Here is a 21,532-nt window from a genome sequence, read left to right on the forward strand (position 1 = left end):
GTCCGGGATGACAGTTGATCACTAGCTCCAGGGACCGGGATTTCGGCCCCCACCACTCGGCGGAACCACCGTCGTCGTCGCCCGCCGCGTCCCCTGCCCCACACCCAACCGCATCAGGGCCTCGACGCGGTTCTGAGTCGAGGGGTGGGTCGAGAACAGGCTGTCCGCACCTTTCCCGTTCAGCGGGTTGATGATGAACATGTGGGCGGTGGCCGGATTGCGCTCGGCGTCATAGTTGACGTAGCCGCCGCGGGCGTAGGCCTCGATCTTCTCCAGCGCCCGGGCCAGGGCGGCCGGGTCGCCGCCGATCGCCGCGCCGATGCGGTCGGCCTCGTATTCGCGAGCCCGGCTGATCGCCATCTGCACCAGCATGGCCGCGATCGGGGCCAGGATGGCGATCGCGATCGCGCCGATCAGGCCGCCGCGATTGTCTTCGTCGCGCGAGCCGCCGAAGAAGAACGCGAAATTGGCCAGGGCCGAGATCGCGCCGGCGATGGTGGCCGTCACGGTCATGGTCAGGGTGTCACGGTTCTTCACGTGGGCCAGCTCGTGGGCCATCACGCCGCGGATCTCGTCACGGGTCAGCAGGCGCAGCAAACCGGTGGTGGCGGCGACGGCCGCGTGGGCCGGGTCGCGGCCGGTGGCGAAGGCGTTGGGCTGGTCGCTGTCGATCACCGTCACGCGCGGACGCGGCAGGCCGGCCTTGGCCGCCATCGCGACCACGTCGACGACGTAGTTACGGATCAGCGGCTCGGGATGGCTCTCGTCGACTTCCTGCGCGCCATAGGTCCGCAGCACGATCTTGTCGGCGTTCCAGTACGAGAAGGCGTTCAAGGCCAGGGCGAACACCAGGGCGATCAGCATGCCCGTCGGCCCGCCGATCAGATAGCCCGCGCCCATGAACAGGGCCGTCAGGCCCGCCAGCAGCATGTAGGTCTTGAAGTGGTTCATCGGTCTAATCGTCAGTCGAAGATGTCGAACAGGTCGAAGCGCTTTTTCTTGTGATGGCCGTGGTGGCCAAGATGGCGACGATCGTCGTCGTAACGCTTGTGATCGTCGTGACGCCCAGGGTCGCGCCTATGGTCCGAATAGTGGTCGGGACGGCTGTAGGGCCGCGGATCGGCCTGGGCCGCCTGCGCTTCCTCGCGCTCCAGGGTCATCAGCTTTTCCAGCTCGCCGCGGTCCAGCCAGACGCCTCGGCAGCGCGGGCACATGTCGAACTCGACGCCGGCGCGCTGCACGGTCTGCATGGAGCCGTCGCAGTTGGGGCACATCAGAAGGGGCATTGTCGAACCTCCGGTCCAAAAGGATGGATCGGGTGTCCTCGATGGAGGCGGCGCCTTTGGGGAGGGGGGCAGAGGCAGCCGGACCCAGACATCGAGAACACCCGATGCGGTCCGACATCACGAGTGCTTGCATCACTCGCCAGAGGGGCCCGGTCCCGCCCGACTAAACTGGGATCGCCGCCCAGGGCTTTCAAGGGCGCCCCGGCCCTTAAGGGGAAGGTCCTCCCCCGCGTCGCGGGGAGGATCAAAACAAAAAAGGCCCCGGATCGCTCCGGAGCCTTTTCCGTAGGGTTCGGATCCGACGCTTACGAAGCGTAGAATTCGATAACCAGGTTCGGTTCCATCTTCACCGGATACGGAACTTCCGACAGTTCCGGCGCGCGGACGAAGGTAGCCGACATGGCCTTCACTTCGACGGGAACGTACTCGCAGAAATCGCGCTCGTTCGAGGCCAGCGACTCCAGCACCAGGGCCATGTTGCGCGACTTTTCACGGACGCTGATCACGTCGCCCGGCTTGCAGCGGTACGACGCGATGTTGACGCGCTTGCCGTTGACCAGGACGTGGCCGTGGTTGACGAACTGGCGGGCCGCGAACGGGGTCGGGACGAACTTGGCGCGGTAGACGATGGCGTCCAGACGCGATTCCAGCAGGCCGATAAGGTTTTCCGAGGTGTTGCCCTTGCGACGGGCGGCTTCCTCGTAGGTGCGCGAGAATTGCTTCTCGGTCAGGTTGCCGTAGTAGCCCTTCAGCTTTTGCTTGGCGCGCAGCTGCAGGCCGAAGTCCGAAACCTTCTGCTTGCGGCGTTGGCCGTGCTGGCCGGGGCCGTACGAGCGCGAGTTGACCGGGGACTTGGGACGGCCCCACAGGTTCTCACCCATGCGGCGGTCGATCTTGTACTTGGCGCTATGGCGCTTGGACATAAGTCACTCTTTTATTCGATCCGCGCCGGCTCCCCTCGAAAGAGGTGCGATTTCAACGGCGGCGTCGGGTCAATCCGTCATACGATATCCGCGCCGTCCGGCAAGCCGGCGGCGTGAAGGCGCGGTTTATGCCGAAGGGGCGGGCGGGAGTCAACGACCTTGGAGCCGCTCGGCGTGCCACGCCACGTGATCGCCAATGAACGTCGCGATGAAGAAGTAGCTGTGGTCGTAGCCTTCTTGCCGCCGGACCGTGACCTTGCGGCCAGCCTTCTCGGCGGCGGCTTCGATCAGTTCGGGCTTCAGCTGGCTTTCCAGGAAGCTGTCGGCCAGGCCCTGGTCGATCAGAATCTCGTCGAACCTCTCGCCGACGCCGTCCTCGATCAGCGCGCAGGCATCGTGGGCCCGCCAGGCGGCGCGGTCGGGGCCGAGATAGGCGGTCATCGCCTTGTCACCCCAAGGGCAGTTCAGCGGCGAGACGATCGGCGAGAAGGCGCTGACCGACCGGAACAGGTCCGGATTGCGCAGGGCGATGGTCAGGGCTCCGTGGCCGCCCATCGAGTGACCGAAGATCCCCCGCCGCGCCGGGTCCAGCGGAAAGGCACCGTCGACCGCCATCAGCAGGTCGCCGGTGACATAGGCGTACATCTTGAAGTGCGGCGCCCACGGCGCCTGGGTGGCGTCGACATAGAAGCCCGCCCCCTGCCCCAGGTCATAGGCCGGGTCGTCGGCGACGCCCTCCCCGCGCGGACTGGTGTCGGGCGCGACGATCGCCACGCCGTGCTTGGCGGCGTGTTCGTAGACCCCCGACTTCACCGTGAAATTGTCCTCGGTGCAGGTCAGGCCCGACAGCCAGACCAGATAGGGGAACGGCCCCTCCCCCTCGGGCGTCCACACCGTGAACTTCATCGGCGTACCGGTGCTGGTGCTGGCGTGCCGGCAATAGCGCAGGGTCCCGCCATGGAGCCGGTGGGTGTTGAGGATCTCGACGGTCATGGCGCTTACTCGGCATTCTGGGGCGACAGCAGACGATCGGCGATGAACCCGGTCAACAGCGCCCTGCTCCAAGGCCAGGCGCCCAGGCCGCTGGAACCGTTGATATGGCCCAGAGCGCCGGCCTCGACCAGTTCGGCGCCCCAGGCGGCGGCCTTAGCGGCGGCATAGGCCGGCGTCCCATAGGGATCGTCGGCGCTGGCGACCATCAGCACCGGGAACGGCGCCTTGACGTTCAGCGCGCCTCGGAAGCTGGCGGCCTCGACCGCCGGAAAGCTCGGGCCATCGGGGTCGGGGGTCGCCACCAGGAACGCGCCCCGCGCGGCATGGCTGGTTCGCGTCCACCAGTGGGCGACCAGCAGGCAGCCCAGGCTGTGGGCGACCAGCACCGGCGGCTCCGCGCATGCGACTACCGCGGAGTCCAGCGCCGCCAGCCAGTCCTCGAGTTCGGGCGCGTCCCAGCTGGAAGGCGCGATGCGCACGAAGCTCGGATCCTCGCGCTCCCACAAGGTCTGCCAATGGGCGTCACCGGATCCGCCGATGCCCGGGATGATGATGACGGAACCCAAGACGGCCGCTCCCTAGAACGTCACCACGGTCCGAATGCTCTCGCCGGCGTGCATCAGGTCGAACGCCTTGTTGATGTCCTCCAGCGGCAGGACGTGGGTGATCATCGGGTCGATCTGGATCTTCCCGTCCATGTACCAGTCGACGATCTTGGGCGTGTCGGTGCGGCCGCGCGCGCCGCCGAAGGCCGTGCCCTTCCAGACCCGACCCGTGACCAGCTGGAACGGGCGCGTGGCGATCTCCTTGCCGGCCTCGGCCACGCCGATGATGATGCTCTCGCCCCAGCCGCGGTGGCAGGCCTCCAGCGCCTGGCGCATGACCGTGGTGTTGCCGGTGGCGTCGAAGGTGTAGTCCGCGCCGCCGTCGGTCAGGGCCACCAGGTGGGCGACGAGGTCGCCGTCGATGGTCTTCGGGTTGACGAAGTGGGTCATGCCGAACTTGCGGCCCCATGCCTCGCGGTCCGGATTGAGATCGACGCCGATGATCATGTTGGCCCCGACCAGCTTCAGGCCCTGGATGACGTTGAGGCCAATGCCGCCCAGACCGAACACCACCGCGTTGGCGCCCGGCTCGACCTTGGCGGTGTTGACCACCGCGCCGACGCCCGTCGTCACGCCGCAGCCGCAGTAGCAGGCGGTCTTGAACGGCGCGTCCCGGCGGATCTTGGCCACGGCGATCTCGGGCAGGACCGTGTAGTTCGAGAAGGTCGAGCAGCCCATGTAGTGGTGGATGGTCTGGCCCTTGTACGAAAAGCGGCTGGTGCCGTCCGGCATCAGCCCCTTGCCCTGGGTGGCCCGGATGGCCGTGCAGAGATTGGTCTTGCCGCTGAGGCAGCTTTTGCATTGGCGGCATTCGGGCGTGTAGAGCGGGATCACGTGGTCGCCGACGGCCACCGAAGTGACGCCGGGCCCGACCTCGACCACCACGCCCGCGCCCTCATGGCCCAGGATCGAGGGGAACAGGCCCTCGCTGTCCAGGCCGTCCAGCGTGTAGGCGTCGGTATGGCAGACGCCGGTGGCCTTGATCTCGACCAGCACCTCGCCCGCCTTGGGGCCCTCCAGGTCGACCTCGACGATCTCCAGCGGCTTCTTGGCCTCGAAGGCGACGGCGGCGCGGGTCTTCATCGGGGAGTCTCCTCAAGAGCGAGTCGGCGCGACTTTGCCGTTCCGAACCGCCCGGGTCGAGCCCCGATCAAGCCCTCGCCACGGCTGGGAGCGCGACAGTTCAAGCTTCGTCGAACCATCTGCCGCGCGCGCCATGGCATCGGAGGGGCGAAGGAGACGCCCATGCCCCAAGCCCCCTACGCCATGCTCGCCGCGATCCTGGCGCTGGCGACCGCGCCGATCGCTTCCGCCGCCGAACGTCAGCACGTCCTGCCAGGCGCGCCCGCGCCCGACTGGCGGCCCAGTCTGCTGGTTCGCGAGCAGCCGCCCGCCTCCGGCGACCGCTCCCATCCGGTGCTGTACGTCCACGGCGCCAGCTTTCCCTCGGCCCTGTCGATCATGTTCCGGTTCGGCGGGCGCTCGTGGGCCGACGCGCTGAACGACGAGGGCTACGACGCCTTCGGCCTGGACTTCGCCGGCTATGGCGGTTCGGAACGCTATCCAGAAATGGCGGGGCCTCAAGCGGGCGCGCCGCTGGGCCGCGCCGAGGACGCCGCCCGGCAGATCGAGCGGGCCGTCGCCTTCATTCGACAGGAAACCGGCGCCAGGACGGTCTCGATCATCGCCCACTCATGGGGGACCATGCCGGCGGCGCGGTTCGCCGAGCTGCATCCCGAGCTCGTCGACCACCTGGTGCTGTTCGGCCCGATCCTGCGCCGCGACGGCCCGCGCGATGTGGAACCGAACGCCTGGACCCTGGTCACCAACGACCAGCAGCACCGGCGCTTCGTCAAGGACGTGCCGGCCGCTCATCCGCCGGTGCTGGAAGAGGCCGACTTCCCGACCTGGGCCGCGACCTACCTGGCTTCGGACCCCGGCGCCGCCGATCGTTCGCCGCCCGCCGTGAAGATCCCGTCCGGCCCCTCCGCCGAGGTCATCGACGCGTGGTCGGGTAAGCTCCCCTATGCGCCGTCGCGGCTGCGCGTCCCGGTGATGGTGGTGCGCGGGGCGTGGGACAGCTCGTCGACACCTCAGGACGCCGAGCGGTTCCTCGCCGAGCTGCCGCCGGGTCTGGAGCGCCGCTTCGTCGAGATCCCCGAGGGCACGCACCTGCTGCACCTCGAGACTGGCCGCCACGCCTTGTACGCGGCGGTCAACGCCTTCCTAGCCGGGCGCTAGTCTTCCTTCTTCGCCGCCTTTTCGGCCAGCTTGGCCAACACCCGACCCCGGCCCTTGCTGAGCGCGGTGATCACGCCGCGGAAGGTGCGGACTTCCTGGTCGGTCAGGCGGGCGCGAGCCAGGGGGACGCGCAAGTTGCGGACCATCGACGGCTTCTTCTCGGGCGGATGATAGAAGCCGGCCTTGTCGAGCTCGCCTTCGAGGTGCTCGTAAAGACCCAGCAGCGTCGCCTGATCGGCGGGCTCCTCGACGTTCTGCTCGAACTTTTTCCAGGGCCGGTCGTCCTGGGTCATCTTCCATTCGTAGGCGTTGATCGACACCGCCTGGGCCAGGTTCAGCGAGCGGAAGCGCTCATCGATCGGGATCGAGACGATGGCCTGGCACAGGGCGATGTCGTGGGTCTCCAGGCCTGCCCGCTCGCCGCCGAACAGCAGGCCGACGGCGCGGCCCCGGGCGACGTCCTCGGCCAGGTGGCCGGCGCTCTCGCGCGGGGTGTAGATGGGCAAGCGGGTCTCGCGCGGCCGGGCCGTGGTGGCATAGACCAGCTTCAGGTCGGCGATGGCCGCCTCCAGGCTGTCGAACACCTTGGCGTCGTCCAGCGGCCAGCTGGCGCCCGAGGCGCTGGCCCAGGCCCGCTCTTGCGGCCAGCCGTCGCGCGGCCGCACCAGGCGCAGGTCGTAGAGTCCGAAATTGGCCATCACCCGCGCCACCGCGCCGATATTCTCGGCCAGCTGCGGCTCGTTGAGGATCACGCAGGGAGGCGTGACTTTGGGGGGAACGGGTTTGGTCGCGGCTTCGTCGGTCATCCGCGTCCTTTGCCGCCGAGACCACGCGGGATGCAAGTGTTGAGCAGCCGAAACCTCTACGGCCGCGTTTAACCGGGATGTCACGCCGCGCGCTTCTGACCGCCCTCCTCGCCCTGCCCCTGCTCGCCGCCTGCGGTGAGGCGCCGATGCTGGGCCAGCAGGAGCCGCGGATGAAGCCCAAGCGATTGCAGGGCCGGATCGAGGCGATCGCCGCCCGGGCCGCGCCCGCGACCCTGGGCGTGGCGGTCGAGGACCTGACTACTCGCCAGCTCTGGACCTTCAACGGCGATCAGGCCTTCCCGCTGGGCCCGGCGGCGCGGGTCCCGATCCTGGCGGCGATGATGGCCGAGGCCGCGGCGGGCCGCCTGCCGCCGGGAGAACTCGTCACGGTCCGCGACGTCGACCTCTCGCCGCCGCCCAGCGCTGTCGCCGACGCCTGGCCCGGCCGGCAGACCTGGAGCGTCGCCGATCTGGAGACCCTGGCTCTGCACGGCGACACCACCGCCCTCGACCTCCTGACCAAGCGGATCGGCGGACCGGGCGCGGTCAACGGATGGCTCGACGTGCAACGGATCGAGGGCGTCAGCGTCGACCGTTACCGCCGCCAGATCGCGACCGAGGCGCGCGGCCTGGCCTCGTTCCGCGCCGAATGGAAAGGCGACACCGCCTGGCGAAAGGCGATCGAGACCGTCCCCGCCGCCGACCGGATCCGCGCCGCGCGAGCGCGCCAGGGCGACGCGCGCGACACCGCCACGCCCGTGGCCATGGCCCGGCTGCTGGAAGCCTTCGCCTTTCGTGAGCTGGGCCTGGCGCCCGACTTCGACGGCCTGCTGGGCCACGACGCGGGCTATCTGGCGCTCGCCCTGCCGAAGGGCGCGCGCCTGGCCCAGGCGGCGGGCTCGGCCCGACCGGACCTGGGAACCACGCCCGGGAGCCAGGCGCTGGCCGTCGTCGAGCTGAAGGACGGCCGTCGCATCGCGTTCGTGATCTTCCTGACCGGCTCGGCCGCCGACGCGGCAAAACGCGAGGCGCTGATCACCGATGTCGGCCGCGCGGTGCTGGAAGAGTTCTAGCGCCTCTGCGCCCGCGCCAGGGCCTCCAGCAGCTGGGCAGGATGCAGCGGCTTGGCCAGGTGCAGGTCGGCGCCCGCGGCCTCGGCGGCGGCGATGTGCTCTTCCATGGCGTTGGCGGTCAGCATGACCACCAGGACCGGCGGCGCGCCCGAGGCCGCCTCCCGCGCGCGGATGGCGCGAGTGGCCGACAGCCCGTCCATTACTGGCATCTGCATGTCCATCAGCACCGCGTCGAAGCCGCCGGCCTCCAGCGCGTCCAGCGCGGCCTGGCCGTCCTCGACCATGGTCAGGTCGACGCCGAACGGCTCCAGCACGATCTCGACGACCTTGCGGTTGGTCGGATGGTCCTCGGCGACCAACACCCGCATGCCCTCCAGCGAGATCTCGCGGTCTTCCTCGGCCGCGACCTCGGCCAGGTCGGCGCAGCGCCGCAGCGGCAGCACGACCTCGAACCGGGCGCCCGCGCCCAGCGTGGCGTCGGCCTCGATGTGGCCGCCCATCATCTCGGCCAGGGCCGCGCAGATCGACAAGCCCAGTCCGGTGCCGCCGAACTGGCGGGTGATCGACTGGTCGGCCTGGACGAAGCGCTTGAACAGACGGTCGCGCACCGCGTCGTCGAAACCGACGCCGGTGTCGCGCACAGTGAAGCGCACCGCCTCACCGACACGGTCGACGTCCAGCGAGACCTCGCCCTCGGCCGTGAACTTCACGGCGTTGGCCAGCAGGTTGGAGAGGATCTGGCTGATCCGGCCGGCGTCGCCCTCGTAGGTTCCGGCCGCGTCAGGCGCGACCGTCCAGCGAAACGCCAGGCCCTTGGCCTCGGCGGCGGCGGCGTGCAGCTCGGCCATGCCGCGCACCAGCTGGCTCAGGTCGAACGGCGCGGGAGCCAGTTGGAACTGACCGGCCTCGATCTTGGACACGTCGAGGATGTCGCCCAGCACCTGTTCCAGCAGACGCCCCGACGACGAGACCAAGGCCGCCAACTCGCGGCGGGCGTCCGGGTCTTCTTCGTGAGCCAGGCGGTCGCCAATGGCGATCACCCCGTTCAGGGGCGTGCGCAGCTCGTGGGACATGTTGGCCAGGAACACCGACTTGGCCTGGTTGGCGCGTTCCAGCTCGGCGGTGCGTTCGGCGACGCGGACCTCCAGCGAGCGGCGAAGCTCTTCGTTGCGCTCCCGCTGACGGCGCAGGGCGCGGGCCAGCGAGCCGATCTCGTCGGGCCGCCGTTCGAACGGCTCCGCCGCCTTCGGGTCGCCCTGCTGCTGGGCTTCGGCCAACGCTTCCAGCGGCGCGGCGACCATCCGGTTGGTCAGGCCGTAGAGCAGCAGCACCTGCAGGGCCACGCCGACGAAGCCGAACAGCAGCACCCACGAGGCGGTCTTCAGCGACGACCAGACGATGTCTCCCGACGGGAAGGTCATCAGGAACCACCAGCCTGGCTCGACCAGGCGACCATAGGCCACCACGCGGTCGCCCTTGGGCGAGAGCACGGTGCCGACGTCACGCTTCTGAGCCTTGATGTGGCCGACCAGGCCCTTGAGATCGTTCTCCCTCTCGAACCTGTGCAGCAGGCCGACGTCGACGACGCCGTTGCGGGTCACCCCCTGGGCGGCGACCAGCTCGCCGTCGTCGGCCACGATCAGATTGCGGCCGCCCGGCAGGGCGTCGGCCACGGCGCGCAGCAGATAGGAGTCCAGCGACAGGCTGGTGCCGAACGCGCCCATGAACCGGCCCTTGTCATAGAAGGGCGTCATGCAGGCCGCGTTCAGGCCCCGGCCGCTGGGATCGGAGATCAGCCGCCGCAGCTTGGTGCATTTCATCACCCGGCCCGGATTGTTCTCCGGCAGGGTCAGGAGGGTCATCTCCTCCTTGGCGATGTTCAGGGTCGGCGGGGCGTCGCGCCGATAGAAGAGCAGCTTGTCCGGCCGACGCGGGCCGAACATCACGAGGCGCGTCCTGGGCGTGAAGAAGTAGAAGTTGTCGTAGTGCCGGATCTCGGCCTCGCCGATCCCAGCGACGACGTCGGTGGCGGCGACGAACAGGGCCTGCTCGGACAAACTCATTGTCCCGGCGTCCGGCAGATAGGCGCCGACGCCATAGACGTAGCGGTTACCGACCCGCGCGCCGTCGAACAGGCCAGACGCCGAGCGCCGCGTGCCGTCGCCCTTTTCCGGGAACAGGCGCTCGAACTGGTCATGGACCCGCGGGTCGTTCTCCATGGCCAGACGCCGCGTCAGGGCCTCCGAGGCCGCGTCGTGCACCTTGACCAGGTCGGAGAACAGGCGGTCCTCGGTCTTGACCCGCTCGCCGACGTATTCGGCCAGGTGCCGGGTCTGGGTGTCGGCGGCGCTCTCGCGCACGAACACGAAGGCCGCCGCGGTGGCGACGCCGGTCACGGCGATCGACAGGATCGCCACCATGGTCAGCAGTCGCCGCGCCAACGGCGCGGTCACCCCAGCGATCGCTTCGGGATTGTTGTTCAAATCCACTCCCTGGCCGCCGCCCTCGCGGCCATCGTCCCCAAAACCTCGAACTCAAAAAGCTAAGTTACCGACAACGTCCCAACCGATCGGCTTTTCCGCCGCGACGCAACAGTCTATAGCCTGCCGGTCCGCGCCGCTTCCTGGCCCTGTGCGCCAGATCGCCACAGGCGCGCCACCGCCAGAGGAACATCCCCGAAATGGCCAAGATTAAAGTCGCCAACCCCGTCGTCGACATGGACGGGGACGAAATGACCCGGATCATCTGGAAGCTCATCAAGGATAAGCTGATCTTCCCGTACCTGGATCTCGAACTCGACTACTACGACCTGTCGGTCGAGAATCGCGACGCCACCAACGACCAGGTGACGATCGACGCCGCCGAGGCGACCAAGAAGCACGGCGTCGCCGTCAAGTGCGCGACCATCACGCCGGACGAACAGCGCGTCACCGAGTTCAATCTCAAGAAGATGTGGAAGTCGCCGAACGGCACGATCCGCAACATCCTGGGCGGCGTGATCTTCCGCGAACCGATCATCTGCCAGAACGTGCCGCGCCTGGTGCCGGGCTGGACCCAGCCGATCATCGTCGGCCGTCACGCCTTTGGCGACCAGTACAAGGCCACCGACTTCCTGTTCCCGGGCAAGGGCACGCTGTCGATCAAGTTCGTCGGCGAAGACGGCCAGACCATCGAGCACGAAGTGTTCAAGGCTCCCGGCTCGGGCGTCGCCATGGGCATGTACAACCTGGATGAGTCGATCCGCGACTTCGCCCACGCCTCGTTCGCCTACGGCCTGAACCGCAACTATCCGGTCTATCTCTCGACGAAGAATACGATCCTCAAGGCCTATGACGGCCGCTTCAAGGACATCTTCCAGGAGATCTTCGACGCCGAGTACGCCGACAAGTTCAAGGCAGCCGGCATCCACTACGAGCACCGCCTGATCGACGACATGGTCGCCTCGGCGCTGAAGTGGTCGGGCGGTTACGTCTGGGCCTGCAAGAACTACGACGGCGACGTGCAGTCGGACATCGTCGCCCAGGGCTTCGGCTCGCTGGGCCTGATGACCTCGGTGCTGATGACCCCGGACGGCAAAACGGTGGAAGCCGAGGCCGCCCACGGCACCGTCACCCGCCACTACCGCCAGCACCAGAAGGGCGAGAGCACCTCGACCAACTCGATCGCCTCGATCTTCGCCTGGACCCGCGGCCTGGCTCACCGCGCCAAGCTGGACAACAACCAGGCGCTGGCCGACTTCGCCCACACCCTGGAAAAGGTCTGCGTCGACACCGTCGAGAGCGGCTTCATGACCAAGGACCTGGCCCTGCTGGTCGGCGACAAGCAAGGCTGGCTGACCACCGAGGGCTTCCTCGACAAGATCGACGAGAACCTGAAGAAGGCGATGGCCGCCTAAGGCGACCTACCGCTCGGAATCGAGAACGCCCCCGGGGATGACCCCCGGGGGCGTTTTTCGTTCAGGGGCTCAGCGCTGGACCATGGCTCCGGCGAAATCGATCACGCACATCGAGCCCCATTGGCGGTGCTCGCCGCAAGCGACCCCGGCGGCGCTGTAGCCCGACGAGAAGATGTTGCGTCGGTGACCCCGGCCGGCGACGCGGCTGTCGATGACCAGTTGGCGGACGATCGCTCGCGCATCGTCGTGGCCGTACGAGATATTCTCGGCGCAAAGGCCGGCGTACACGCCGTTCTCCCGCAGCCTCGCGCCCAGGCCGCCAGCCGGGCCGTGGCCGACATCGCCCCGGGCGCCTTGCGCCTGGGCGTGCTGGCGCGCGGCGGCGTCGAGACGGCGGTCCGCCTTCAGTGGAGCCAAGCTCTGCTGGCGCTCCAGGAAGTCGATCGCCTCCTCCACCGCCCCCGACTCCTCCTGCTCGATCACCCAGTCGGGCGCGCGGCGCAGTTCGCGGGCGTAGTCGTCGGGATGGGCGCGGACATGGTTGATCTCGGCCAGGACGGCCTCGTCCAGACTGCCGGCGTGGGCGATGGCGGGGATCAGAAAAGCGGCCAAAACGGCGGCGGCGCGCGACAGCGCCTGGGGACGGCACAACACGTGTCGTTACTCTCGATACTGACGTCCCCCGAGGATCGCCAATACCAGTCCGAGGCCAACCGCGCGAGGCGCGCGTTGTCGCGGCGGAACAATCGCCAGGCGATAATTGACAAATACAACCGTGAAGCGTTCAATCGCACGCAAGTCGACGTCGCTTCCGCGAGGTCGCCTTCCCTGATCCGCCGTCGAGAACTCCTCCCCGACCGGATCCCCTTCCACGCCGCCTCCGCCCCCGGAGGCGGCGTTCTTTTTGGGGCCACGCCCCTACCGCCCCCAACGCGCGAGCGCCCTTGCGGCGTGCGGGCGAATGCTTGATCTATGGCCGCGTTAACCTTTCGGAGGCGGCATGACCCTGCAGAAGCGGATCTGGGACCTGATCGTTCTGGCGATCTTCGTCTTCGCCGCCGCTTTCGCGACGGCGCCCTGGTTCGCCTTCCGGGCCCTGAAGGCCGCCGCCCAGTACGAGGACGTGCAAGCGATCGGCGAGCTGGTCGACTTTCCGGCCGTGCGTCGCAGCCTGACCGGCCAATTGATCGCCGACGCTCCGGCCGCTCGCCCGGAATCGCCCTCGATCTGGCGCGACCCCCTCAGCGTGTTCAAGAAGGCCATCGAGCCGATCGCCCCGCCCGAGCCCAAGGTCGACCGCTACCTGACCGTGGCCGGGGTCTCGGCCCTGACCCGCGGCTACGCCCCCGGCAAGGCCCCGCCGGCGATGACCCGCGACGGCTCGCTGACCGGTCAGGTCAGGGACACGATCAAGGGCCCCTATCCCGGTATCGCTTATTGGGACCCGAACCGCGTGCGCATTTCGGTCAAGCGTCCGGACGGCAGCGGCAAGGTCACGATCTTCACCTTCGAGCGCAAGGCGCTGTTCACCTGGAAGCTGGTGCACATCCGCTTGCCGGGCGACGAGCGGCAGGGCTAAAGCCCACCGCGTGACCACTCTCGTTCTCGACGTCCTCTCCCGGGTCTGGCCGTTCTTCCTGCTGGTCGGGGCGGGCCTGGCGCTGACGCGTCTGCGCCTGCTGGATGCGCGGATGACCCAGGGCCTGTCGGCCTATGTCTACTGGGTCGGCTTTCCGGCGCTGCTGATCCATTCGCTGTCGCGGCTGGGACGTCCTGGCCCGGAGCTCCTGACGGGCCTGGCCGCCTATACGGGCGCGGGCTTGGCCGTGATGGCCGTGATCGTCGCGGCCGGGCGCCTGCTGGGCTGGAACAAGGCCGAGCGGGCCGGAGCCGGCATGGCGTCCGGCGTCGGCAACAGCGCCTTCCTGGCCCTGCCGATCACCGCCGCCGTCCTGGGGGCCGAGACCGCCCGCCTGGTGGCCGGCGTCGTCGCCATCGACTTCGTGGTCATGGCCGCCACCGGCGTGGGCCTGCTGGGCTGGGCGGCGGGCCGCTCGGTCTGGCGCTCGACCCTGCAGGCGTTCCGCAACCCCGTGGTCGCCGCCGCCCTCGCGGGCCTTGCCCTCGCCCTGCTGGATCTGGCCTTGCCCGAGCCCCTGGACCGCGCTGTCGGCATGGCCGCCGCCTCGGGCAGCCCGGTCGGCTTGGTCGCGCTGGGCGCGGCCCTGGGCCTGCGCGAGACCGAGGGCGAGGCCTCGCCCGCCGCCGGACCGGTCGTCGTGGCCGCCGTCGCCAAGCTGATCGCGTTCCCGTTGCTGGCCTGGCTGGCCATCGGCCTCACTCCGGCGCCGATCGCCTTCCGCGCCGGCGCGACCCTGCTGGCCGCCGCGCCCACCGCCGTGAACGTCTTCATCCAGACCCGCGCCTACGGCGTCTTCGCCCGAGGCGCGGCGCGCACCGTGGCCCTGACCACCGCCCTGTCGCTGGTCACCCTGGCCGTGGCGGCGCTGCTGCTGCGTCCCCTCATCCGCTAAATCGCCACCCCAAGTTGTCCGCGCGTTTGACACCGCTTCCCTCGGCCGATAGATGCGTTTGCGAGTCATTCGCGTTCGCATAGAGGCCTTGCATGTCCCCCTCCTTCCGCGCTCTCCTGCTGGCCGGCGCCGCCCTCGCCGCCGCCGGTGTTTCCAGCCTCGCCCAGGCGGAGGAAATCGGCGCGGACACCGCGGAGGCCAATCAGGTGGACCACGTGGTGATCACCGGCGCGCGCACCCGCACCTCGGCGGTCACGGGCCTGGACATGAGCCTGCGCGAGACGCCGCAGTCGGTGACCATCATCAATCAGGACCGGATCCGCGACTTCGCCCTGACCGACGTGAATCAGCTCTTGGCCCAGGTCACCGGCGTCAATGTCGAGAAGGTCGAGACCGACCGCACCTATTACAACTCGCGCGGCTTCGACATCACCAACTTCCAGGCCGACGGCATTGGCCTGCCGCTGATCTGGGGCATCCAGTTCGGCGACCTCGACACGGTGCTGTTCGAGCGGGTCGAGACGGTGCGCGGCGCCAACAGCATGATGACCGGGACCGGCAATCCGTCGGCGACGATCAACTATGTCCGCAAGCGCCCGACCAACACCTTCCAGGCCTCGGCGGCGGCGCAGTACGGCTCGTGGAACGATTACCGGCTCGAGGCCGACATCTCGGGCCCGCTGAACGCCTCGGGGACCCTGGCCGGCCGGGTGATCTACGCCAACCAGGACCGCGACAGCTATCTGGACCACTACAAGGTCAACCGGAACGTCTACGGCGCCCTGCTGGCCTGGGACGCGACGCCGAAGCTGACCGCCACGGTCGGCTGGTCGATGCAGGACAACCGCGCGCGCGGCAACAACTGGGGCGCCCTGCCGCTGGTCTACAGCGACGGCGCGCGGATCGACTATCCGCGCTCGGCCTCGACCGGGGCCGACTGGACCCACTGGAACGTCCGCGATCAGACCGCCTTCGCCGAGCTGGCCTGGCGCTTCGACAACGGCTGGCAGGTCAAGACGATCGGCACGTTCAAGCGGTTCGAGGAGAACGCCAAGCTGCTCTACGCCTACGGCAATCCCGACAGGACAACCGGCCTCGGCGTCAGCGGCATGGCCGGCGTCTATCCGTCGATCTACGAGAACTACATCCTCGACGCCTACGCCTCGGGCCCGTTCCAGCTGTTCGGCCGCACCCACCAGCTGGTGATCGGCGGCCAGACCTCACGCTCGCATGGCTTCGAGTACGAGGACTTCTCGGCCGACGCGATCGTCTATCCCGCCGTGCAGGACTGGGGCCGCGTCCAGGTGGCCGAGCCGACCTTCCCCGGCGCCTATCTGGCCTCCAACCAGGTGGACCGCCTGAGCCGCTTCTACGCCGCCGCCCATCTCTCCGTGACCGACAAGCTGAAGGTCGTGGCCGGTTTCAACGCCCTGAAGCTGAAGTCCAAGGGCTTCTCGTACGGCGTCGACACGCCGCGCGACGAAGACAAGGTCAGCCCTTATGTCGGCGCGGTCTACGACCTGAACGCCAACGTCTCGCTCTATGCGAACTACACCGACATCTTCAATCCGCAGTCGGAGATCGACGTCAACCACCAGACCCTGGCCGCCGCCCATGGCAAGAGCTACGAGGCCGGTTTCAAGAGCGAGTGGTTCGACAAGCGCCTCTACGTGACCGGCGCGGTGTTCACCTCGCGCCAGGACGGCTTGGCCGAATACGCCGGGACCTTCCCCGACACGCTGAAGAACTACTATGCGGGCGTCGACACCAAGGCCAAGGGCTACGAGTTGGAGGCGGTCGGCGCGATCAACGACCAGTGGCGCGTCAGCCTGGGCTGGACCGACCTGTCGATCAAGGACGACGAGGGGAACAAGGCCCGCGTCTACACCCCGCGCAAGACGCTGAAGGCCTCGACCACCTACACCATTCCGTCGCTGCGCAACCTGACCCTGGGCGCCCAGCTGCGCTGGCAGGACGCGGTCGAGACCCAGGACATCGTGGTGATCCGGCAGAAGGCCTATGGCGTGCTGGACCTGATGGCGGGCGTCGACGTGACCGACCAGGTGCGCGCGTCGCTGAACGTCAAGAACGCCACCGACAAGACCTACCTGACCAGCCTGATGTGGACCCAGTCGTACTACGCCGCGCCGCGCAGCGTGTCGGTGCGCCTGGATTACGCCTTCTAGGAGCCGGCCATGGACGCGCGCATCCCGCCCGCCCTCGCCAGCCAGACTCGCCCGGCCGCGCCCCGGCGGGTTGTCCGGCCGCTACTGGGCATTCTCCACCGCTGGGTGGGACTGCTGATCGCCGGCTTCCTGTTCGTCTCGGGCGTCACGGGCGCGGTCATCTCGTGGGACCACGAGCTGGACGACCGGCTCAATCCCCACCTGATGCACGCCCGCACCGACGGCCCGCGCCTGCCGCCGCTGGAGCTGGCCAAGCGCATCGAGGCCCGCGACCCGCGCGTCCAGGTCACCTACATCCCACTGGATCCCGAGCCCGGCGAGACCTACGCCTTCGGGGTCGAGCCCAAACGCGATCCGGCCACCGGCAAGCTGTTCGCCCCGGGCTACAACCAGGTGTTCCTCGATCCGGTCACCGGGGTCGAGCAAGGCCGGCGGCAGTGGGGCGCGGCCTGGCCGATCACCTCCGAGACCTTCGTCTCGTTCCTCTATGTGCTGCACTACACCCTGCACATCCCGGCCATGTGGGGCATCGACCGCTGGGGCGTCTGGCTGATGGGCGTGATCGCCGTCCTCTGGACGATCGACTGCTTCGTCGGCTTCTACCTGACCCTGCCCTCGCGGGCGTCGGCCCAAAGCGGCAAGAGTGGCAAGTCGGGCAAGAGCTTCGTCAGCCGCTGGAAACCGGCCTGGCAGATCAAGACCAAGGCCAGCGCCTATCGGATCAATTTCGACATCCATCGCGCCTTCGGCCTGTGGATCTGGGGCGTGCTGTTCACCGTGGCCTTCACCGCCTTCTCGCTGAACCTTTACAGCGAGGTGTTCTATCCGGTGTTGTCCAAGGTCTCGAAGACCACCCCGGGCCCGTTCGAGCTGCGCACGCCCGCGCCGCTGGACCAGCCGATCCTGGCCAAGAAGACCTATGCCGAGGTGATCGCGACGGCCAAGGCCGAGGCGGCCAAGCGCGGCTGGACCACCCCGGCCGGCGGGGCCTTTTACTCGCCCGCTTACGGTATCTACGGTGTTGGCTTCTTCGAGCCGGGCGGCGACCACGGCGCGGCCGGCGTCGGCCCGCCCTATCTCTATTTCGACGGCCAGACCGGGCAGTTGGCGGGCCAGCGCCTGCCCTGGGTGGGCACGGCCGCCGACATCTTCGTCCAGGCCCAGTTCCCGCTGCACTCAGGCCGGATCCTGGGCCTGCCCGGCCGGATCCTCATTTCACTGACCGGCCTGGTCGTCGCCGCGCTCAGCGTCACCGGCGTGGTGATCTGGTGGAAGAAACGCAAGGCGCGGGTGGGGCGGGGCGCGAGGGGCTGACAACCGCCGGCGACTGCTGACAGCTTTCGCCGGCGGCCGGCTTAGGGTGGCGTCCGGAGGAAACGCCCATGATCAGCTACATCACCATCGGCGCCAGCGATCTCGACCGCGCGGGCGCGTTCTATGACGCGGTGCTGGGCGCCTTGGGCTGCCCGCGCCTGTGGCGGCAAGGCGACTGGATCGGCTACGGCCCCGACGCGGACCACGCCACCGTCATGATCTGCGCGCCCGAGAACGGCCTGCCAGCCAAGGCGGGCAACGGCATCATGGTTGGGCTGAAGGCCGAAACGTCGGAACAGGTCGACGCCTTTTACGCGGCGGCGATGGCCCAGGGCGGCGCCTGCGCCGGCCCGCCTGGGCCGCGCCCGGCCTATGGCGAGGGCTATTACCTCGCCTATGTCCGCGATCCGGACGGCAACAAGCTGTCGGCATTCCTGAAAAGCTGAGGCTGCATCAAATCCACCTGTCATCCCGGAAGCCACGCAGAGGCTATCCGGGACCGCCGGAAGCTCAGAGCTTGTTGCGGTCCGGGCTCTCCGTTCCGCTGCGGCCGGGATGACAGGTGAGGCCAGCGAAGCGCCCTATCGCGTCGCCGGCCCTTGTCCCGTCAGCAGGCTGGAGCTCGGCGCGCCGCCGGCCTTGCCCTGGTCGCCGGCCTTCCAACCCGCCGGGCACGCGCCCAGGCGGTGATAACGGCGAGCCTGAACCACCTTGCCGCCGGCGGCCTGCAACGGCTGCAGGGCGAAGCGGACGGTGAAGTCGTCGGGCGTCTTGCGCGTCGTCGTCACATAGAGGCCGTAGCGCGCGCCACCGGCCTCGCAGCGGCTGACATGCTCGTCGGCGCTGTCCTTGGCGGCCTTGCCATAGGGCCGGCAGTCCTCGCCGTTCACCCGCGGCTCGACGCGCGAGAAGGAGCTGATCAGTTCCGGGTGCGCGCAGATGTCGATCGCGCCCGTCTTGCCGCCGGAGTCCTCGACGACCTCGACCCGCCACAGCGACGGCGGCGCCAGCGACTGGTCCTTCAAGGACGGCGCCTTGGCTTCGCCGTCCTTCGGTCCGCAGCCGGCGACGGCCAGCAATAGACCGGCGGCCAGGAGCGCCCTGCTCCATTGGCGAGTCGTCGAGATCATGCGCCCCTCCCACAAATGAACTACATTTGTAATTCAATAGAGGCGCAAGCCGGGGCTACGTCAAGCCAGCGCGTCACGACCATCGACGCGCGGGCGATGGACCGCCAAGACGAACACTTGCTGGTGGTCAAAATCTAGGCCGATGCGGCGCGTCAGCTATGGGTGGTCGGCTGCCGTTCGCGCGGACATCAAGCCCGCGGGGTCTGGGCCAGATACGCCGCCATCGCACGGGTGGTCTCCTCGGCGAGGCCTTTGTCGTCCAGCGGCAACATGCGTCGCCAGAGCAACGGGTTATAGAGCTTGTGCGCTTCGACGATCGTCACGCCGCTCAAGAGGGCGAAGGTGATGGCCCGTTCTGGATCCGCCGCGTCGATGCTGTCGCCGAACGGAGCCAGCGCGCCCACCAGGAGGCGCAGGTTGGCTTCGATCAGGTCGAGGGCGCGCTCTGAAAAGTCCGTGCCGCTCTGCGCCTCAAGGTATTGATCCAAGGCCCTCAGGAGCTTGGCGCGCCCGTTGTACTGGGCGACTAGCGCGCGCGCGACCGCGCCGAGCGCGATGTCCAGGGTCAATCCCGAAAGTCGTTCCGGTGAAAGTCCCGCCTGGTTCGCCTCGTGAGAGGCTTTCAGCAACTTCAGGAAGGCCGCGCGCAGCAGCGCGTCCTTGTCGGTGAACCGACGGTAGACGCTCCCCGTCGCCACACCCGCCCGTGCGGCGACCTCGGGCATGGTCACGGCCGCGAGCCCCCCCTCCTCCAGAAGGGCGAGGGTCGCGGCCAAAAGGCGTTCCATGGTTTCCCGACTGCGCGCCTGCTTTGGCGGTACGGAGCTCGAGATCATGCGGTTCCTGTTTCCGGCTTCCAGGCGGCGCCGCCTCGAGGCTTGCACTACACCTTGAAAAATGTGAAAGCAAATTCGCATTCATATTTTCGAGGCTCACTTGGAATCTTCAGGCGCCGTCGTCGCTCTCTCCGTCGTCATCGCCATGGCCGGCGTCGTAACCAGTCCGATCGAACGAAGGATTTTCGGAAGAGCGCTGTCCACGCGCCACAAGCTCCTCGCCTATGGCGGGACCATGGTGATGCTTTGGGCGCCGACCTTGGCCGCCATCTCGATCCGCGGCTGGCCGGCCTTGGCGGTTCCCGCCAGCCCGGCGACATGGCTTCCCGCGCGTCAGATAACGGAACCGGCGATAGGCGCCCTCGTGGCCGGCTACTTCGTTCTGGGCCTGTGGCCTCTGCTGCAAAGTCTGAGAGGCGAGCGCTGGCGCGGCGCCTATGCGGCGGCCATCCGCAAGCAGGGGGCGGCGTTTCCTGGAATCTTGCCGAACACCGGGTTGGAGTGCGCCGTCTTCGCCGTGCTGAGCCTGACGGCGGGCTTTTGCGAAGAGATCCTGTTCCGAGGCTTCATGATACGTTTCCTCGTTCAAGGCCCACCGCAGTTCGGCATGCTCGCCGCTCTGGTCCTCTCAAGCGCGGTATTCGGCTTGAACCACGCCTATCAGGGCGCCAAGGGCGTGGTCGGCACGGCGATCTCGGGTTTGGGCTTTGGCCTGGTGTTCGCGCTGAGCGGCGCCCTCCTGCCGAGTATCCTGCTGCATGCCCTGGTCAACCTGCAGGTCGCCTATGTATTGCGCCCGTCAAAGACGCTTAAGGCCGCCGTCGTCTCCAAGACGCTCGGCTGAAGTTCCGCTCAGGGTGGAAAGCGGAGCTCGGCGCTCCGCCCTTCTTACGGCTCGTGCTTTCTCCTCAAAATCAACCGTTACGATTGATCCGAAGTGTAATAGTTACGATTTGGAGGCGAAGATGCCTCAATGAACACCTTTGGCCGTCGCGCCCCTGCCGCTCCGCGCCGCGCCCCGGAACAAGCGACGTCCGGCGTTCTTGCTTCTTTTTTTTATTCGGTTGGATTGTTGCTGCTCGTCATACTCAGCAGCGCGATATTCTATTGGCAATTGACTGATCTAAGTTGGCTGGAAAAGTCGCCTTGGGATCTCAACCCTGGGGCCGCCTATGACATCGGAGCCTTCGACGCGCCCAAAGGGTGCGAGCCGGTTAGATGGACCGGCGGCGACTATATCGCGCGGGCGTGTGTCGCGAGTCGCCCCTTCTCCGATCCCAACCGCTTTGGCCTGTTTGAACCGCCCGTCGCAAGTCACCCGCCGCTGCACTATTATTGGATCGACAACGGGCCGAACGCCCTTCTGGTCGCTTGTCCAATGTGGGCCGCTTGCAAAGTCATACGGGTTGCAGAGCAGCGCTTTTCCCGGCGCGGGACTGCCGAGGTCCGCACGCCCGCCGCCCAGGCCGCCGCTCGCCGTCCCCCGCTGAGCTACATCATCGCACTCTCCGTCGAGGTCGGCGCCAGGGCATTGGTGGTCGGCCTCATCGCTTTTGCGGTCGTGGCCCGCGCCTTCAGGCTAGCCATATCCCACCGGTTCAGCGGACGTGGCGCCTGAGCTCTCAACATGGCCGCAGTGAGCTTAACCGAGCCTAACAGCATGGCGTCGCGTCTGCTCCCCACCGACAGACGGTAGACCAGCCGCGCATC

At 68.0% G+C, this 21,532-nt stretch carries 21 protein-coding genes; 10 read left to right on the top strand and 11 right to left on the bottom strand.

Annotated elements, in window-relative coordinates:
* Nucleotides 1-21: 21 nt before the first annotated feature.
* The 6 genes from htpX to ASC70_RS04290 form a co-directional block, all read right to left on the bottom strand.
* The gene (gene htpX, locus ASC70_RS04265; protein ID WP_056046767.1) at nt 22-951 is read right to left on the bottom strand and encodes a zinc metalloprotease HtpX; all 930 of its coding nucleotides are present in this window, start codon (nt 949-951) and stop codon (nt 22-24) included.
* Nucleotides 952-962: 11 nt separating this feature from the next.
* Complete coding sequence (locus ASC70_RS04270; RefSeq protein WP_056046769.1) at nt 963-1,286, bottom strand: zf-TFIIB domain-containing protein; 324 nt, start codon at nt 1,284-1,286, stop codon at nt 963-965.
* 305 nt (nt 1,287-1,591) lie between these two features.
* On the bottom strand, nt 1,592-2,209 hold the full coding sequence (gene rpsD, locus ASC70_RS04275; protein ID WP_056046771.1) for a 30S ribosomal protein S4: 618 nt from the start codon (nt 2,207-2,209) through the stop codon (nt 1,592-1,594).
* Nucleotides 2,210-2,359: 150 nt separating this feature from the next.
* Nucleotides 2,360-3,202, bottom strand: a complete 843-nt coding sequence (gene fghA, locus ASC70_RS04280) for an S-formylglutathione hydrolase (protein ID WP_056046773.1) — start codon at nt 3,200-3,202, stop codon at nt 2,360-2,362.
* 5 nt (nt 3,203-3,207) lie between these two features.
* The gene (locus ASC70_RS04285) at nt 3,208-3,768 is read right to left on the bottom strand and encodes an alpha/beta hydrolase (protein WP_056046775.1); all 561 of its coding nucleotides are present in this window, start codon (nt 3,766-3,768) and stop codon (nt 3,208-3,210) included.
* 12 nt (nt 3,769-3,780) lie between these two features.
* Nucleotides 3,781-4,890, bottom strand: coding sequence for an S-(hydroxymethyl)glutathione dehydrogenase/class III alcohol dehydrogenase (locus tag ASC70_RS04290; protein ID WP_056046777.1), 1,110 nt, complete (start codon nt 4,888-4,890; stop codon nt 3,781-3,783).
* A 162-nt stretch (nt 4,891-5,052) separates the two neighbouring features.
* Between ASC70_RS04290 and ASC70_RS04295 the strand changes: the two genes are divergently transcribed.
* A complete protein-coding gene (locus ASC70_RS04295) occupies nt 5,053-6,048 on the top strand; it encodes an alpha/beta hydrolase (RefSeq protein ID WP_056046779.1) in 996 nt (331 codons plus the stop codon).
* Here ASC70_RS04295 and ASC70_RS04300 read toward each other — a convergent pair.
* A complete protein-coding gene (locus tag ASC70_RS04300) occupies nt 6,045-6,854 on the bottom strand; it encodes an RNA methyltransferase (protein ID WP_056046781.1) in 810 nt (269 codons plus the stop codon). The two genes, ASC70_RS04295 and ASC70_RS04300, sit on opposite strands and share 4 nt — an antisense overlap.
* A gap of 77 nt (nt 6,855-6,931) precedes the next feature.
* Here ASC70_RS04300 and ASC70_RS04305 point away from each other — a divergent pair, with 77 nt between their 5' ends.
* Nucleotides 6,932-7,927, top strand: a complete 996-nt coding sequence (locus ASC70_RS04305; protein WP_056046782.1) for a serine hydrolase — start codon at nt 6,932-6,934, stop codon at nt 7,925-7,927.
* Here ASC70_RS04305 and ASC70_RS04310 read toward each other — a convergent pair.
* Nucleotides 7,924-10,410, bottom strand: a complete 2,487-nt coding sequence (locus ASC70_RS04310; protein ID WP_369815101.1) for an ATP-binding protein — start codon at nt 10,408-10,410, stop codon at nt 7,924-7,926. The genes ASC70_RS04305 and ASC70_RS04310 overlap by 4 nt on opposite strands.
* A 197-nt stretch (nt 10,411-10,607) precedes the next feature.
* On the opposite strand from ASC70_RS04310, the gene ASC70_RS04315 reads away from it, so the two are divergent.
* Nucleotides 10,608-11,822, top strand: coding sequence for an NADP-dependent isocitrate dehydrogenase (locus ASC70_RS04315; protein WP_056046786.1), 1,215 nt, complete (start codon nt 10,608-10,610; stop codon nt 11,820-11,822).
* Between the two features lie 69 nt (nt 11,823-11,891).
* On the opposite strand, the gene ASC70_RS04320 is transcribed toward ASC70_RS04315, so the two are convergent.
* On the bottom strand, nt 11,892-12,476 hold the full coding sequence (locus ASC70_RS04320; RefSeq protein WP_082539883.1) for a CAP domain-containing protein: 585 nt from the start codon (nt 12,474-12,476) through the stop codon (nt 11,892-11,894).
* A 346-nt stretch (nt 12,477-12,822) separates the two neighbouring features.
* Between ASC70_RS04320 and ASC70_RS04325 the strand changes: the two genes are divergently transcribed.
* The 5 genes from ASC70_RS04325 (at nt 12,823) to ASC70_RS04345 (ending at nt 18,302) form a co-directional block, all read left to right on the top strand.
* Nucleotides 12,823-13,401 carry a DUF2939 domain-containing protein gene (locus tag ASC70_RS04325; RefSeq protein ID WP_056046790.1) on the top strand — a complete coding sequence of 193 codons (579 nt, stop codon included), beginning with the start codon at nt 12,823-12,825 and terminating at the stop codon, nt 13,399-13,401.
* A 10-nt stretch (nt 13,402-13,411) separates the two neighbouring features.
* Nucleotides 13,412-14,356, top strand: coding sequence for an AEC family transporter (locus ASC70_RS04330; RefSeq protein ID WP_056046792.1), 945 nt, complete (start codon nt 13,412-13,414; stop codon nt 14,354-14,356).
* 92 nt (nt 14,357-14,448) lie between these two features.
* The gene (locus tag ASC70_RS04335; protein ID WP_056046794.1) at nt 14,449-16,542 is read left to right on the top strand and encodes a TonB-dependent siderophore receptor; all 2,094 of its coding nucleotides are present in this window, start codon (nt 14,449-14,451) and stop codon (nt 16,540-16,542) included.
* Nucleotides 16,543-16,551: 9 nt separating this feature from the next.
* Nucleotides 16,552-17,856, top strand: coding sequence for a PepSY domain-containing protein (locus ASC70_RS04340; protein ID WP_082539882.1), 1,305 nt, complete (start codon nt 16,552-16,554; stop codon nt 17,854-17,856).
* A gap of 68 nt (nt 17,857-17,924) precedes the next feature.
* A complete protein-coding gene (locus ASC70_RS04345; RefSeq protein WP_056046796.1) occupies nt 17,925-18,302 on the top strand; it encodes a VOC family protein in 378 nt (125 codons plus the stop codon).
* A gap of 135 nt (nt 18,303-18,437) precedes the next feature.
* Here the strand turns inward: ASC70_RS04345 and ASC70_RS04350 are convergent, their stop codons facing one another.
* Entirely contained in the window at nt 18,438-18,986 is a 549-nt protein-coding gene (locus ASC70_RS04350) for a hypothetical protein (RefSeq protein WP_056046798.1), read from the bottom strand.
* A gap of 188 nt (nt 18,987-19,174) precedes the next feature.
* Nucleotides 19,175-19,822 carry a TetR/AcrR family transcriptional regulator gene (locus tag ASC70_RS04355; RefSeq protein WP_056046799.1) on the bottom strand — a complete coding sequence of 216 codons (648 nt, stop codon included), beginning with the start codon at nt 19,820-19,822 and terminating at the stop codon, nt 19,175-19,177.
* Between the two features lie 145 nt (nt 19,823-19,967).
* On the opposite strand from ASC70_RS04355, the gene ASC70_RS04360 reads away from it, so the two are divergent.
* A complete protein-coding gene (locus tag ASC70_RS04360) occupies nt 19,968-20,666 on the top strand; it encodes a CPBP family intramembrane glutamic endopeptidase (protein ID WP_156396116.1) in 699 nt (232 codons plus the stop codon).
* Between the two features lie 129 nt (nt 20,667-20,795).
* Nucleotides 20,796-21,440 (top strand): hypothetical protein, encoded by a 645-nt coding sequence (locus tag ASC70_RS24785; protein ID WP_156396117.1) that lies wholly within the window; start codon nt 20,796-20,798, stop codon nt 21,438-21,440.
* Nucleotides 21,441-21,532 lie beyond the last annotated feature (92 nt).

The sequence above is a fragment of the Caulobacter sp. Root343 genome (assembly GCF_001425745.1).
Taxonomy (GTDB): domain Bacteria; phylum Pseudomonadota; class Alphaproteobacteria; order Caulobacterales; family Caulobacteraceae; genus Caulobacter.

Bases quoted from the DNA above. Each gene is read 5' to 3' on its own strand.
- htpX (WP_056046767.1), bottom strand. From the start codon at position 951: ATGAACCACTTCAAGACCTACATGCTGCTGGCGGGCCTGACGGCCCTG.
- ASC70_RS04270 (WP_056046769.1), bottom strand. From the start codon at position 1,286: ATGCCCCTTCTGATGTGCCCCAACTGCGACGGCTCCATGCAGACCGTG.
- rpsD (WP_056046771.1), bottom strand. From the start codon at position 2,209: ATGTCCAAGCGCCATAGCGCCAAGTACAAGATCGACCGCCGCATGGGT.
- fghA (WP_056046773.1), bottom strand. From the start codon at position 3,202: ATGACCGTCGAGATCCTCAACACCCACCGGCTCCATGGCGGGACCCTG.
- ASC70_RS04290 (WP_056046777.1), bottom strand. From the start codon at position 4,890: ATGAAGACCCGCGCCGCCGTCGCCTTCGAGGCCAAGAAGCCGCTGGAG.
- ASC70_RS04295 (WP_056046779.1), top strand. From the start codon at position 5,053: ATGCCCCAAGCCCCCTACGCCATGCTCGCCGCGATCCTGGCGCTGGCG.
- ASC70_RS04300 (WP_056046781.1), bottom strand. From the start codon at position 6,854: ATGACCGACGAAGCCGCGACCAAACCCGTTCCCCCCAAAGTCACGCCT.
- ASC70_RS04305 (WP_056046782.1), top strand. From the start codon at position 6,932: ATGTCACGCCGCGCGCTTCTGACCGCCCTCCTCGCCCTGCCCCTGCTC.
- ASC70_RS04315 (WP_056046786.1), top strand. From the start codon at position 10,608: ATGGCCAAGATTAAAGTCGCCAACCCCGTCGTCGACATGGACGGGGAC.
- ASC70_RS04325 (WP_056046790.1), top strand. From the start codon at position 12,823: ATGACCCTGCAGAAGCGGATCTGGGACCTGATCGTTCTGGCGATCTTC.
- ASC70_RS04335 (WP_056046794.1), top strand. From the start codon at position 14,449: ATGTCCCCCTCCTTCCGCGCTCTCCTGCTGGCCGGCGCCGCCCTCGCC.
- ASC70_RS04340 (WP_082539882.1), top strand. From the start codon at position 16,552: ATGGACGCGCGCATCCCGCCCGCCCTCGCCAGCCAGACTCGCCCGGCC.
- ASC70_RS04345 (WP_056046796.1), top strand. From the start codon at position 17,925: ATGATCAGCTACATCACCATCGGCGCCAGCGATCTCGACCGCGCGGGC.
- ASC70_RS04350 (WP_056046798.1), bottom strand. From the start codon at position 18,986: ATGATCTCGACGACTCGCCAATGGAGCAGGGCGCTCCTGGCCGCCGGT.
- ASC70_RS04355 (WP_056046799.1), bottom strand. From the start codon at position 19,822: ATGATCTCGAGCTCCGTACCGCCAAAGCAGGCGCGCAGTCGGGAAACC.
- ASC70_RS04360 (WP_156396116.1), top strand. From the start codon at position 19,968: ATGGCCGGCGTCGTAACCAGTCCGATCGAACGAAGGATTTTCGGAAGA.
- ASC70_RS24785 (WP_156396117.1), top strand. From the start codon at position 20,796: ATGAACACCTTTGGCCGTCGCGCCCCTGCCGCTCCGCGCCGCGCCCCG.